The 12,286-nt window shown below is 73.4% G+C and carries 15 protein-coding genes; 12 read left to right on the plus strand and 3 right to left on the minus strand.

Annotation, left to right across the window (positions count from 1 at the left end; translation table 11 throughout):
- The first annotated feature begins 5 nt into the window (after positions 1 to 5).
- Genes IF47_RS0103990 through hisF form a run of 7 tightly spaced genes read left to right on the plus strand, consistent with a single transcriptional unit; the run spans position 6 to position 4,449 of the window.
- The gene (locus tag IF47_RS0103990) at positions 6 to 1,121 is read left to right on the plus strand and encodes a histidinol-phosphate transaminase (RefSeq protein ID WP_031506652.1); all 1,116 of its coding nucleotides are present in this window, start codon (positions 6 to 8) and stop codon (positions 1,119 to 1,121) included.
- On the plus strand, positions 1,118 to 1,708 hold the full coding sequence (hisB, locus tag IF47_RS0103995) for an imidazoleglycerol-phosphate dehydratase HisB (RefSeq protein WP_031506653.1): 591 nt from the start codon (positions 1,118 to 1,120) through the stop codon (positions 1,706 to 1,708). The genes IF47_RS0103990 and hisB overlap by 4 nt, the downstream gene beginning before the upstream one ends.
- Positions 1,705 to 1,869: a hypothetical protein gene (locus IF47_RS31010; RefSeq protein ID WP_031506655.1), complete on the plus strand. Its 165-nt coding sequence runs from the start codon at positions 1,705 to 1,707 to the stop codon at positions 1,867 to 1,869. The genes hisB and IF47_RS31010 overlap by 4 nt, the downstream gene beginning before the upstream one ends.
- On the plus strand, positions 1,860 to 2,504 hold the full coding sequence (gene hisH / locus IF47_RS0104005; RefSeq protein WP_031506657.1) for an imidazole glycerol phosphate synthase subunit HisH: 645 nt from the start codon (positions 1,860 to 1,862) through the stop codon (positions 2,502 to 2,504). The genes IF47_RS31010 and hisH overlap by 10 nt, the downstream gene beginning before the upstream one ends.
- Before the next feature lie 20 nt (positions 2,505 to 2,524).
- Positions 2,525 to 3,256 carry a bifunctional 1-(5-phosphoribosyl)-5-((5-phosphoribosylamino)methylideneamino)imidazole-4-carboxamide isomerase/phosphoribosylanthranilate isomerase PriA gene (gene priA / locus IF47_RS0104010; protein WP_031506658.1) on the plus strand — a complete coding sequence of 244 codons (732 nt, stop codon included), beginning with the start codon at positions 2,525 to 2,527 and terminating at the stop codon, positions 3,254 to 3,256.
- Positions 3,257 to 3,279: 23 nt separating this feature from the next.
- On the plus strand, positions 3,280 to 3,678 hold the full coding sequence (locus IF47_RS0104015) for a RidA family protein (protein ID WP_031506660.1): 399 nt from the start codon (positions 3,280 to 3,282) through the stop codon (positions 3,676 to 3,678).
- Positions 3,679 to 4,449 carry an imidazole glycerol phosphate synthase subunit HisF gene (gene hisF / locus IF47_RS0104020; protein WP_031506661.1) on the plus strand — a complete coding sequence of 257 codons (771 nt, stop codon included), beginning with the start codon at positions 3,679 to 3,681 and terminating at the stop codon, positions 4,447 to 4,449.
- A gap of 91 nt (positions 4,450 to 4,540) precedes the next feature.
- On the opposite strand, the gene IF47_RS0104025 is transcribed toward hisF, so the two are convergent.
- Positions 4,541 to 5,620: an inositol-3-phosphate synthase gene (locus tag IF47_RS0104025; RefSeq protein ID WP_031506663.1), complete on the minus strand. Its 1,080-nt coding sequence runs from the start codon at positions 5,618 to 5,620 to the stop codon at positions 4,541 to 4,543.
- A gap of 870 nt (positions 5,621 to 6,490) precedes the next feature.
- Here IF47_RS0104025 and IF47_RS0104030 point away from each other — a divergent pair.
- Positions 6,491 to 7,153, plus strand: a complete 663-nt coding sequence (locus IF47_RS0104030) for a sensor histidine kinase (RefSeq protein WP_051716957.1) — start codon at positions 6,491 to 6,493, stop codon at positions 7,151 to 7,153.
- On the plus strand, positions 7,150 to 7,812 hold the full coding sequence (locus IF47_RS0104035; protein ID WP_031506667.1) for a response regulator: 663 nt from the start codon (positions 7,150 to 7,152) through the stop codon (positions 7,810 to 7,812). Before IF47_RS0104030 ends, IF47_RS0104035 begins: the two co-directional genes overlap by 4 nt.
- A 51-nt stretch (positions 7,813 to 7,863) precedes the next feature.
- Here IF47_RS0104035 and IF47_RS0104040 read toward each other — a convergent pair whose 3' ends face one another.
- Complete coding sequence (locus IF47_RS0104040; RefSeq protein WP_031506668.1) at positions 7,864 to 8,502, minus strand: TIGR03085 family metal-binding protein; 639 nt, start codon at positions 8,500 to 8,502, stop codon at positions 7,864 to 7,866.
- Between the two features lie 48 nt (positions 8,503 to 8,550).
- A complete protein-coding gene (locus IF47_RS31175) occupies positions 8,551 to 9,399 on the minus strand; it encodes a hypothetical protein (protein WP_211257159.1) in 849 nt (282 codons plus the stop codon).
- Positions 9,400 to 9,617: 218 nt separating this feature from the next.
- Between IF47_RS31175 and hisI the strand changes: the two genes are divergently transcribed.
- From hisI to IF47_RS0104060, 3 genes are read left to right on the plus strand one after another with little or no spacing between them, the layout of a single operon-like run.
- The gene (gene hisI, locus IF47_RS0104050) at positions 9,618 to 10,001 is read left to right on the plus strand and encodes a phosphoribosyl-AMP cyclohydrolase (RefSeq protein ID WP_031506671.1); all 384 of its coding nucleotides are present in this window, start codon (positions 9,618 to 9,620) and stop codon (positions 9,999 to 10,001) included.
- Complete coding sequence (locus tag IF47_RS0104055) at positions 9,998 to 11,563, plus strand: anthranilate synthase component I (protein WP_031506673.1); 1,566 nt, start codon at positions 9,998 to 10,000, stop codon at positions 11,561 to 11,563. Before hisI ends, IF47_RS0104055 begins: the two co-directional genes overlap by 4 nt.
- Positions 11,560 to 12,240 (plus strand): TIGR02234 family membrane protein, encoded by a 681-nt coding sequence (locus tag IF47_RS0104060; RefSeq protein ID WP_031506674.1) that lies wholly within the window; start codon positions 11,560 to 11,562, stop codon positions 12,238 to 12,240. Before IF47_RS0104055 ends, IF47_RS0104060 begins: the two co-directional genes overlap by 4 nt.
- Positions 12,241 to 12,286: the final 46 nt, after the last annotated feature.

The raw sequence follows: 12,286 nt of genomic DNA on the forward strand, positions 1-12,286 counted from the left end.
CGAGCGTGACCGGCATCGACGATCTGCCCATCCGGGACGAGCTGCGCGGCCAGTCCCCGTACGGGGCGCCGCAGCTCGACGTCCCCGTCCGGCTGAACACCAACGAGAACCCCTACCCGCTGCCCGAGCCGCTGGTGGCCCGCATCGCCGAGCGCGTCGCCGAGGCCGCCCGCGAACTCAACCGCTACCCCGACCGCGACGCCGTCGAGCTCCGCACCGAGCTGGCCCGCTACCTGACCCGCACCACCGGGCACGAGGTCGGCACCGCGAACGTATGGGCCGCCAACGGCTCCAACGAGGTGCTCCAGCAGCTCCTCCAGGCGTTCGGCGGCCCGGGCCGCACCGCGATCGGCTTCGAGCCCTCGTACTCGATGCACGCCCTGATCGCCCGCGGCACCGGCACCGGCTGGATCCCCGGACCACGCCACGAGGACTTCCGCATCGACGTGGCGGCGGCGAAGGCGGTCATCGCCGAGCGCAGGCCGCACGTGGTCTTCGTCTGCTCGCCCAACAACCCCACCGGCACGGCCGTCGACGCCGACACCGTGCTGGCCCTGTACGAGGCGGCGCAGGAGGCCCGGCCCTCGCTGGTGATCGTCGACGAGGCGTACGGCGAGTTCAGCCACCGGCCCTCGCTGCTGCCGCTGATCGACGGCCGCCCGAACCTGGTGGTCTCGCGGACCATGTCCAAGGCGTTCGGCGCCGCCGGACTGCGGCTGGGCTACCTCGCCGCCCACCCGGCCGTCGTCGACGCCGTCCAACTGGTCCGCCTGCCGTACCACCTGTCCGCCGTCACCCAGGCCACCGCGCTCGCCGCGCTGGAACACACCGACACCCTGCTCGGCTACGTCGAGCAGCTCAAGACCGAACGGGACCGCCTGGTCGCCGAGTTGCGCGCCATGGGCTGCGAGGTCACCGAGTCCGACGCCAACTTCGTGCAGTTCGGACGCTTCGACGGCCCCGGCGGGGCCCACGCCGTGTGGCAGGCTCTACTGGAGAGAGGCGTCCTGGTCCGGGACAACGGAGTGCCGGGCAGGCTGCGGGTCACCGCGGGCACCCCGGCGGAGAACGACGCGTTCCTCGACGCGATGCGCGCAGTACTGAAGGAGAACAACCGATGAGCCGTGTGGGTCGCGTGGAGCGCACCACCAAGGAGACGTCCGTCCTCGTCGAGATCGACCTCGACGGCACCGGAAAGGTCGACGTGTCGACCGGGGTCGGCTTCTACGACCACATGCTCGACCAGCTCGGCCGCCACGGCCTGTTCGACCTCACGGTCAAGACCGAGGGCGACCTGCACATCGACAGCCACCACACCATCGAGGACAGCGCGCTGGCCCTGGGCGCCGCCTTCCGGCAGGCCCTCGGCGACAAGCGCGGCATCGTCCGCTTCGCCAACGTCTCGGTGCCGCTGGACGAGTCCCTCGCCCAGGTGACCGTGGACCTGTCGGGACGCCCCTACCTGGTGCACACCGAGCCGGAGAACATGGCGCCGATGATCGGCTCTTACGACACCACCATGACCCGGCACATCCTGGAGTCGTTCGTCGCCCAGGCGCAGATCGCGCTGCACGTCCACGTCCCCTACGGACGCAACGCGCACCACATCGTGGAGTGCCAGTTCAAGGCGCTCGCCCGCGCCCTGCGCTACGCGAGCGAGATCGACCCGCGGCAGGGCGAGATCCCCTCCACCAAGGGCGCCCTGTGAACGGAGTCTCCACGCTGCTGATCTTCGTGGGGCTCTTCCTGCTCGGCGGCGCGATCTCCTTCTGGAAGCAGAAGATGCCCAAGGGCGTCATCACGCTGCTCGGCATCGGGGCCGCCCTGGCCCTGCTCGCCGGAATCCTGCGCCTGGAGGTGTGGGCGTGACGAAGAAGAAGGTCGTCGTCTTCGACTACGGCTTCGGCAACGTGCGCTCGGCCGAGCGGGCCCTGGCCCGCGCCGGCGCCGAGGTGGAGATCACCCGCGACTACGGTGCGGCGATGGACGCCGACGGGCTGCTCGTGCCCGGCGTCGGCGCCTTCGCCGCCTGTATGGCGGGCCTGCGCCAGGCCCGCGGCGACTGGGTCGTCGAACGCCGCCTCGCCGGCGGACGCCCGGTGATGGGCATCTGCGTGGGCATGCAGATCCTCTTCGCCCGGGGCATCGAGCACGGGGCCGAGGCCGAGGGCCTGAGCGAGTGGCCCGGCACGGTCGGCCCGCTCAGGGCGGACGTCGTGCCGCACATGGGCTGGAACACGGTCGAGGCCCCCGAGGACTCGAAGCTGTTCGCGGGCCTCCCGGCCGACGCCCGCTACTACTTCGTGCACTCCTACGCCGTGCACGAGTGGGAGTTGAAGGCGACCCACGCCGCCATGCCCGCCCCCAAGGTCACCTGGGCCACCCACGGCGAGCCGTTCGTCGCCGCCGTGGAGAACGGCCCGCTGTGGGCCACCCAGTTCCACCCCGAGAAGTCCGGCGACGCCGGCGCGCACCTGCTGACCAACTGGATCGACACCCTCTAGGACACGAGGACCGCCACCCGATGAGCACCCACCGTCTCGAACTCCTTCCCGCCGTCGACGTCCGTGACGGACAGGCGGTCCGCCTCGTCCACGGCGAGTCCGGCACCGAGACCTCCTACGGCGACCCGTTGGAGGCCGCCCTGACCTGGCAGCGGGCGGGCGCCGAGTGGCTGCACCTGGTGGACCTCGACGCCGCGTTCGGCACCGGCGACAACCGCGAGCAGATCGCCGAGGTCGTCCGCGCGATGGACATCAAGGTGGAGCTCTCCGGCGGCATCCGCGACGACGAGACGCTGGCCGCCGCCCTGGCCACCGGCTGCACGCGGGTCAACCTGGGCACCGCCGCCCTGGAGAGCCCCGAGTGGGTCGCCAAGGTGATCGCCGAGCACGGCGACAAGATCGCCGTCGGCCTGGACGTCCGCGGCACCACCCTGCGCGGGCGCGGCTGGACCCGTGACGGCGGCGACCTCTACGAGACGCTGGCGCGGCTCGACTCCGAGGGCTGTGCCCGCTACGTCGTCACCGACATCGCCAAGGACGGCACCCTGAAGGGCCCCAACCTGGAGCTGCTGAGGAACGTCTGCGCCGTCACCGACCGCCCGGTCGTCGCCTCCGGCGGCGTCTCCTCCCTCGACGACCTGCGGGCGCTGGCCGCCCTGGTGCCCGAGGGCGTCGAGGGCGCCATCGTGGGCAAGGCCCTCTACGCCAAGGCGTTCACCCTGGAAGAGGCGCTGGAGGCGGTGTCCCGGTGACGGAGCCCGTGGCGGTGGAGCGGGTGTCGGTGGAGCGAGTCCAGTCCGACAGCCCCTGGGAGGAGACGATCGGGTTCGCGCGCGCCGTCGCGGTCGGCGACCGGGTCCTCGTCTCGGGCACCATGCCCCTGGTCGACGGGGCGGTGCAGGGCGAGGGCGACCCGTACGTCCAGGCGAAGACGGCGTTCGAGAACTCCCTGGCCGCGCTGGAGCGGTTCGGGCTGGACGCCTCCTCCGTCGTCCGCACCCGCATGTACGTGACCCACGCGCGCGACGTGGAGGACGTGGGCCGCGCCCACCGGGAGGTCTTCGGCTCCGTCCGCCCCGCCGCGACGCTCGTGATCGTCTCCGGCTTCGTCGACTCGCGCGTGCTGGTCGAGGTCGAGGTCGAGGCCTTCCGCAACACCGAGGAGAGTTCCTGAGTGTCCCTGGCCGTACGAGTCATCCCCTGCCTGGACGTGGACGGCGGCCGGGTCGTCAAGGGGGTCAACTTCCAGAACCTGCGTGACGCGGGCGACCCGGTCGAGATGGCCAAGGTGTACGACGCGGAGGGCGCCGACGAGCTGACCTTCCTCGACATCACCGCCTCCTCCGGCAACCGCGAGACCACCTACGACGTGGTGCGGCGCACCGCCGAGCAGGTCTTCATCCCGCTGACGGTGGGCGGCGGCGTGCGCAGCGCCGAGGACGTGGACAGGCTGCTGCGCGCCGGCGCCGACAAGGTGGGCGTCAACACCGCCGCCATCGCCCGCCCGGAGCTGATCCGGGAGATCGCCGAACGCTTCGGCAGCCAGGTGCTGGTGCTGTCGGTGGACGCCCGGCGCTGCCCGGAGGGCACGGTGACGCCGTCGGGCTTCGAGGTCACCACGCACGGCGGCCGGCGCGGCACGGGCATCGACGCGGTGGAGTGGGCGCACCGGGCGGCCGAACTGGGCGCCGGCGAGATCCTGCTCAACTCCATGGACGCCGACGGCACCAAGGACGGCTACGACATCGCCATGATCCGGGCCGTCCGCAAGCACGTCACCATCCCCGTGATCGCCTCCGGCGGCGCGGGCAGGCTCGCGGACTTCCCCCCGGCGGTGGAGGCGGGCGCCGACGCGGTGCTGGCCGCGAGCGTCTTCCACTTCGGCGACCTGCGCATCGGCCAGGTCAAGGAGACCCTGCGCGAGGCGGGCCACCCCGTGCGCTGACGCGGCGCTCCGGCCGCCCCCCACCGGGAGGCGGCCGGAGGAGCCGACCCCACGGCGACGACCGCACGGCGACGGTGAACCCGTGCGGACGTCACACGGGCACGTGGAGGCCGTGGGCCCAGGCGACCAGCGCCGCGTACCGCTCGGCCGGGGACCGGTCCGCCCCGGCGGGACCCTCCGCGACGGGATCGTCGAAGAAGAACGCCAGCTCCGACACCGGCCCCTCGGCGCCCGCCCGGTCGGCCAACGCCATCAGCCGGGCGAGATCGAGGACCAGGGGAGCGGCCAGGGCGGGCTCGCACCCCTGCCAGTCGAGCCGCAGGGTCACCCTGACGCCCAGGAAGCCCTCGACGGACACCTCCTCGTGGGCGGGGCGGGAGGCCCACCGGCCGCCGTCGCCCTCACCGGCCGGGACCGGGACGAGTCGGGTCCGCTCCGCCGCCCGCCGCGCGAACATCGGCGCCGACACCGACCGCAGCAGGGCCTCGCCGGCCCGTCCGGCGCGGCCCGCGTACGGCATGCCGCGCTCCGCGGCCAACTCCCGCACGGCCGGGAGCAGGAGAGCCGCCGACGCGGCGAAGTCGACGTAGGGGCAGTCCGCCGACAGCGCCGCGCAGGCGTACAGCGCGCTGTCCGGCAGGACGTCCTCCCCGGCCGCGAGCGCCTTCCGCAGCGCGGGCAGCGAGGCGTGGGCCGGGTGGGGCGGCACGGCCGGATCGGGTGGGGCGACGTTGACCACGACGACGCGCTCCAGACCCCACCGCCGCCGGAAAGCGACGAGGTCGTCGGTGAGGGACCGGATCGTCTCCCGCTGCGCGCGCGGGCCGCCGCCGCGGGTCGCTCCGGGCCGGATCTCCTCCTCGGCGGCGAGCAGCGCGTCGCGCACCAGGCGGGGGAGCCCCGGCGGCATGGCACCCCGCTCGGCGAGTTCCTCGGCACGCTCCAGGAGGCTGCTCCGGGCGGTGTCGTGCCCGCCGAAGACCAGGTCGTCGAAGCGGGGGAGGTCCAGGCAGGCGAGTTCACGCCGTGCCGTGACGCATCCCGAGGGCCGCACCAGCCCCGCGCGCAGCGCCGCGGCGCCCGCGATCGTGGCGGTGGCCACCGAGCCGCGCGCGCTCACCAGCCAGACACCGGTGGCGCCGCGTCCGCCGTACTCCCGCGCATCCGTCACCGGGTCCCCTTCCCGTGGCGGCCCCCGGACCGGGCCGCGTTGCGGTTGCCACGCAGGGCAAAGCCTTCGGAAAAGCACCGGGGAATCGCGGTGGGGCGCTCCGCCGGTCCGTACGGCGTTCGGTGGGAACGGTGATTGACGGACGTGTTTCCGTGCCCGATCCCGCCGTGTTCGGCACGCAATGCGAGAGGGCGGGAGACGGTGGAGGCCGCGCCGGTGTCCGCCGGTGACCTTGTGGATGTCGTGGGCGTTCGTGGAATTCTCCGTCGTATGGCGTCGCACACCATGGAATTTCCCTTCGGGGCGGGGAGGGACGGGAGGGGATGCTTCCCGGAGGTTTCCGGAATCCGTCGGTCCGTCGCTCTCCGGGAGTGCCGGACGCCCTCAACGTAGGAGGTGGGTCGTCCCGGTTTCGTGGGAGCGCGGTCCCATGGAGTCCCGGAAACGGGCGCCGTGCGGTGTCCCGGGAGGGGCGCGAGCGGCCCCGGCGCCGGGCGTGTACCCGACGACCACCCAATCGTTTTGCGCCAACCGTCGCACGTCGACGCACTGCCGTCACGGCCCGCTGTCATACGGAAGCCTGCTGTGACGAGCCGGGGAAATGCCTGATCAACCGCATCGACGGGTGGCTGAATACACCCCTCCGGAAAGAGCCGCAACTGTATTAATGTTCGAGACTCAGATGAATTGGGGGAACTTTTCATGGCGACGCCGGGGAGTCGTGGGGCGGAGCGGCTCACGCGCCGGGAAGTGAAGCCGGGGAACGAGTCCCCGGCCCGGGGCGCGGGGCCGAAATCGTTTAAAACAAAAACATCGGCGCCGTCCCCGACCTTCAATGCCGCACCGGGCACCCGGACGGAAAGGCGCGGAATGCGCGACGGTCCCGGACGGTGGCGCGAACGCCTGATTTCCGCGCGGGAAGAGGAGCGCCGCCGCCTGGGCCGCGATCTGCACGACACCCTGGGCGCGACCCTGGCCGGGATACGGCTGCGACTGGAGACCGCCGGGGCGATCCTGACCGACGAACCCGAGGCCCGCCGTCTGGTGACCGAGGCGGCGGCCGAGACGGGCCGCCTCATCGAACAGATCCGCTGCGTCGTCGGCGATCTGCGACCACCGGAGCTCGCCGACTCGGGGCTGCCCGGCGCACTGCGGCGCCTCGCGGCAGGGCTGGACGGCATGTCCGCGACCGTCACCGCGGACGTGCCGGACGGCCTGCCGGACCTGCCGCCCGCGCTGGAACTGGCCGCCTACCGGATCGCGTCCGAGAGCCTCACCAACGCGCTGCGGCACGCGTCCGCGTCCACCGTGGCCGTACGGCTGAGGACCGACCCCCGCGGGCGCGCCCTGATCCTGGAGATCACCGACGACGGCGTCGGCGCCGCCTCGACCGGACACGGCCGCCGCGGCACCGGGCTGGCCTCCATCAGTCGACGGGCCGAGGAGCTGGGCGGCGGCTGTGCCGTGCTCCCCCGCCCCGACGGGGTGCGGGGCACCCTGGTCAGGGCCGTGCTGCCGTGGGGACGGCCATGACGATCAGGGTCTTCCTCGTCGACGACCACCCGATGTTCCGGTCGGGCGCCCGCCACGCCGTGGAGAGCGTGGACGACATGACCGTCGTGGGCGAGGCGGCCACCGGGCGGGAGGCCGTCCGGGCCCTGCGCGGGGGAGAGGTGACGGCCGACGTCGTCCTGATGGACCTGGGCCTGCCCGACTGCCCGGGCACCGAGGCCACCCGGATGATCACGGCCCCGCCGCCGAATCGGGAGGCCGGCCCACGGGTGCTGGTGCTGTCGGGGCTGGAGGAGGACGACGCGGTGATATCGGCGCTGCGCGCCGGGGCACGGGGCTACCTGGCCAAGGGCGCCCCCCGCGAGGAACTGCTGAGGGCCGTGCGCACGGTCGCCGACGGCGGGGCGGTGTTCAGCCCGTTCGTCGCGGACCGGCTGGGCCACTACTTCTCCGCCGTCCACGACACACCCTCACGGGCGGCCTTTCCCCAGCTCACCAACCGCGAGCGGCAGATCCTCGACCTGCTCGCCCGCGGCTACGGGAACCGGCGGATCGCCCGGGAGCTGGTCCTGTCGGACAAGACCGTCCGGAACCACATCTCCCACATCTTCGCCAAACTCCAGGTGAGCGACCGGATGGCGGCAGCCGCCCGGGCCCGTGAGGCGGGCCTGGGCGGCTGAGCGGGGCGGCGGCGTCCGCAACGCCCACCGCCCCCGGACTTCAGCGCGGTGTCACAGCTCCATGCCGAGCCGCGCCCCGCGGACGCGCTCGATGTTCTTCTCGTCGCCCTCCACCTCCACGCGCGCCGCGTCCTGCCGGCCGGAGACGAAGACCAGCAGCTCGGAGGGCTCGCCCGTGACGGTGACGACGGGAGTGCCCTTGCGGGCCACCGCGACCTGGCCGTCGGGGCGGCGCAGCACCAGACCGACCGGGGAGCGGCGGCCGTAGAGACGGGCGGTGGTCTCCAACCGCTTCCACAGGGCGTCGGCGAAGACCGGGTCGATCTCCCGCGGAGTCCAGTCCGGCTGCGCGCGCCGGACGTCCTCGCCGTGCAGGAAGAACTCGACGGTGTTGGCCGCCTCGTCGACCTGCTTGAGAGTGAAGGGCGACATCCGCGGCGGCCCGGTACGGATGAGCTGGATCAGCTCCTCGTACGGCTTGGCCGCGAACTCTCCCTGCACACGCTCCAGCCGGGGCTGGAGCGCCTTCACCAGCATTCCCCCGACCGCGTCCGCGCGGCGCTCGCGCACCACGACGTGGGCGGCCAGATCCCGAGTCCGCCACCCGTCGCACAGGGTGGGTGCCTCGGGTCCCGCGCTCTCCAACAGATCGGCCAGCAGAAGGCGTTCGCGCCTGGCGTGGGTCGACATACGGCCAGCCTACGACCGCCCGCCGGCCCACGCCACGCACCGCACCGGTCAGCCCGGCAGCGGAGCGGTGAGCTTCTGGCCGTCCTGCTCGTTGCTGAGCGTCAGCGAGCAGGAGATCTGGTCCTCACCGCGGATCTCGTACGTCGTCAGCGCCGGGTAGATCGCGTAGTAGTAGTACACCTTGCCGTCGGCCGGCATCCGCTTCAGCCGCTTCTCGGCGTCCGCCTTGCACAGCTCCAGCACCTTCTTCTGCAGCTCCACCTCGGTGGCGAAGTCGCCGGTGAGCGTCTCGTTGGCGATCACCTCGCCGTTGTGCGGCTCGTCGCAGGACCGCTCCTCCACCTTTGTGACGCCGCTGCTCAGCGACGGGTGGTCGAAGCAGGTGCCGGGCTCGAGCACCACGTACGGGACGAGGTCGCCGGGCGCCGTCGCGCTCGGCGAGGGTATGTCGAAGCTCGGCAGGTCCGTCGGGGTGTCGTCGGCCTCCGGCGAAGGGTCCTCGACCTCGGCCGTCGCGCTCGGCGTGCCCTCCGGCTTGGCCCTGTCCTTCTTGGCGTCGTCGTCGCCGGCGGCGGCGAAGAGCACGACACCGACGATCAGACCGGCCACGAGCACGGCGGCGATGATGATGGCGGCGACCTTCCCGCCGTTGCCCCCGCCGCCCGGTGGGGGCGGGAAGGGGCCTCCTGGGCCGCCGGGGCCTCCGGGGCCGTACCCGCCGGGCTGACCGGGACCGGCCGGCGGACCGGGGTAGCCGTAGCCGGCGGACGGCCCGGGATAGCCGTAACCACCCGCGGGCGGCCCCGGCTGCTCGGGCGGACCAAAGCCCTGCGGCGGACCGAAACCGCCACCTGGGCCGGAGTTGTGCGCATTGTTGGGCGGCGGTGGATAACTCATGGCGAAAGGATGCCGCACCGTACTGACATGCGAGGCTCCGGGGGCGTCACAAGACTGACACAACCGGGCAACCGCGGACGCGCCACGGCCCCTCGCGCCCCTCGACCCACTCGGCTTTCCTCGGGCCCGTCCTCCGGGGCGCCCCGGAACCCCTCCGGTTCCGTCCGCGGATCGGAAGGTCGTCGCGGCGCGTGGGCGCGCGGCGGCACAATGACCCCATGCCCCGATCCCCACTCGACCCAGCCGTGGCCGCCCGCCTCAAGCGCAACCCCGACGGTCTGGTGCCCGCCATCGCCCAGCAGTACGACACCGGAGAAGTGCTGATGATGGGGTGGATGGACGACGAGGCACTGCGCCGCACCCTCACCACCGGCCGCTGCACCTACTGGAGCCGCAGCCGCCGCGAGTACTGGGCCAAGGGGGACACCTCCGGGCACGTCCAGCACGTGAAGTCCGTGGCCCTGGACTGCGACGGCGACACCATCCTGGTCAAGGTCGACCAGGTGGGCGCCGCCTGCCACACCGGCGACCGGACCTGCTTCGACGCCGGCGAGCTGCCGCTGGGCGGACCCGAGGTCCGGGGGGAGGGCGACCGGGCATGACCACGACCGGCACCTTCTCCGGCGCCGTCCCCGATCCGGAGACCTTCCGCACGCTCGCCAAGGACCGCCGGGTCATCCCCGTCACCCGGCGCCTGCTGGCCGACGGCGACACCCCCATCGCCCTCTACCGCAAGCTCACCGCCGAGCGCCCCGGCACCTTCCTGCTGGAATCGGCGGCCGGGGGCACCTCCCACGCCGTGGGCGGTGGGGGAGGCCACACCTGGTCGCGCTACTCCTTCGTGGGCGTGCGCACCTCCGCCACGCTCACCGTCCGCGACGGGCGGGCCCACTGGCTGGGCGCCCCGCCGGTCGGCGTCCCCACCGACGGCGACCCCCTGGAGGCGCTGCGCGCCACGGTCGAGGCCCTGCACACCCCCCGCGACCTCCACCACAGCGCCGACCTGCCGCCCTTCACCGGAGGCATGGTGGGCTACCTCGGCTACGACATCGTGCGCCGTCTGGAGCGCATCGGCGACAGCACCCGGGACGACCTGGGGCTGCCCGAGCTGACCATGATGCTCACCTCCGACCTCGCGGTCCTCGACCACCGCGACGGCACGGTGCTGCTGATCGCCAACGCCATCAACCACAACGACCTGGACACCGGCGTGGACGAGGCGTACGCCGACGCGGTGCGGCGCCTGGACGCCATGACCGCCGACCTCGACCGTCCCGTGCCCGCCGGCGCCACCCCCCTCCCCGCGTCCGAACCGCCCGAACACGCCGCGCGCTGGGGCGGACGGGAGTTCCGGGAGGCGGTGGAGGAGATCAAGGAACGCATCCGCGCCGGCGAGGCGTTCCAGGTGGTTCCCTCGCAGCGGTTCGAGGCGCCCTGCCCGGCGAGCGCGCTCGACGTCTACCGCGTGCTGCGCGCCACCAACCCCAGCCCGTACATGTACCTGCTGCGCTTCGACGGCTTCGACGTCGTCGGCTCCAGCCCCGAGGCGCTGGTGAAGGTCGAGGACGGGCGCGCGATGATGCACCCCATCGCCGGCACGCGCCCGCGCGGCGCGACCCCGCGGGAGGACGCCGCGCTCGCCGAGGAACTGCTGGCCGACCCCAAGGAGCGCGCCGAGCACCTGATGCTCGTCGACCTGGGCCGCAACGACCTGGGGAGGGTCTGCGAGCCCGGCAGCGTCGAGGTCGTCGACTTCATGTCGATCGAGCGCTACAGCCACGTGATGCACATCGTCTCCACGGTGACCGGGCGGCTGGCGGAGGGCCGGACGGCCTTCGACGCGCTCACCGCCTGCTTCCCGGCCGGCACGCTCTCGGGCGCCCCCAAACCGCGCGCGATGCAGATCATCGAGGAGCTGGAACCCACGCGTCGCGGTCTGTACGGCGGCTGCGTCGGCTACCTCGACTTCGCGGGCGACGCCGACACCGCCATCGCCATCCGCACCGCCCTGCTGCGCGACGGGACGGCCCACGTCCAGGCGGGCGCCGGCGTCGTCGCCGACTCCGACCCGGCGGCGGAGGACGCCGAGTGCCGCAACAAGGCTGCGGCGGTGCTCAGGGCGGTGCACATCGCCGGACGGCTCGGCGGTAGCGTGGGAGGGTGACTTCCCCGCCCCCCGACGCCACCCCCGACACCACTCCCGCCGCGTCCTCGCCGACCTCCGCCGCGTCCCGACGCACGCTCGCCGCGGCGGCGCTCTGCGGCGCGATCGGCGCCGCCGCGGCCCTGGTGGCCTCGGGGCGGGTCTGGGGCGAGGGCACCGCCGTCCTGGCGCAGGGCGAGCTGCCGGTCCGGGTCACGGGCGGCGAGGTGACCGGACTGCCCAGTGCCCTGGCCCTGGTCGGCCTGGCCGCGCTGGTCGCCGTCTTCGCCGTCCGCCGCGCCGGCCGGACGCTCGTCGCCGCGCTGCTGGCCCTGTGCGGCGCGGGCACCGCCGCGGCCGCGCCAATGGCCGTCTGGGGCGGGCAGGGGACCACCGCGCTGGAGGCCGAGGCGGCCGAGGTCACCGGTCTGACCCACGGCGGGGTCGAGGCCGTCTCCTTCGGCCCGTGGCCGTGGGTGGCCGCCGCCGGTGGCGTCCTGCTGCTGGCCGCCGGGCTGCTGGCGCTGCGCCACGGGCACGCCTGGCCCGCGATGTCGGGCCGCCACGAACGCGCGGGGGCCTCGGGCCCGGCGAGGGGACGCCGTCCGGCCCCCGATCCGGAGCGTCCCGAGGAACTGTGGAAGGCTCTCGACCGGGGGGAGGACCCCACCGCCGGAGGCGGCGGAAACGGCGCCTGACACAATGGCTGGTGAGCGACCCCAGATCGGACCTACGAGGAGCAAC

Origin of the sequence: Streptomyces megasporus (genome assembly GCF_000718985.1) — a bacterium.
In the GTDB taxonomy this organism is placed as follows: Bacteria; Actinomycetota; Actinomycetes; order Streptomycetales; family Streptomycetaceae; genus Streptomyces; species Streptomyces megasporus.

What these genes read in the sequence shown, in the direction of transcription:
- IF47_RS0104055 (WP_031506673.1), top strand. Translation starts at nt 9,998, where the DNA reads ATGACCACGACCGGCACCTTCTCCGGCGCCGTCCCCGATCCGGAGACC.
- hisI (WP_031506671.1), top strand. Translation starts at nt 9,618, where the DNA reads ATGCCCCGATCCCCACTCGACCCAGCCGTGGCCGCCCGCCTCAAGCGC.
- IF47_RS0104040 (WP_031506668.1), bottom strand. Translation starts at nt 8,502, where the DNA reads ATGTCGACCCACGCCAGGCGCGAACGCCTTCTGCTGGCCGATCTGTTG.
- IF47_RS0104030 (WP_051716957.1), top strand. Translation starts at nt 6,491, where the DNA reads ATGCGCGACGGTCCCGGACGGTGGCGCGAACGCCTGATTTCCGCGCGG.
- priA (WP_031506658.1), top strand. Translation starts at nt 2,525, where the DNA reads ATGAGCACCCACCGTCTCGAACTCCTTCCCGCCGTCGACGTCCGTGAC.
- IF47_RS0104035 (WP_031506667.1), top strand. Translation starts at nt 7,150, where the DNA reads ATGACGATCAGGGTCTTCCTCGTCGACGACCACCCGATGTTCCGGTCG.
- IF47_RS31175 (WP_211257159.1), bottom strand. Translation starts at nt 9,399, where the DNA reads ATGAGTTATCCACCGCCGCCCAACAATGCGCACAACTCCGGCCCAGGT.
- hisB (WP_031506653.1), top strand. Translation starts at nt 1,118, where the DNA reads ATGAGCCGTGTGGGTCGCGTGGAGCGCACCACCAAGGAGACGTCCGTC.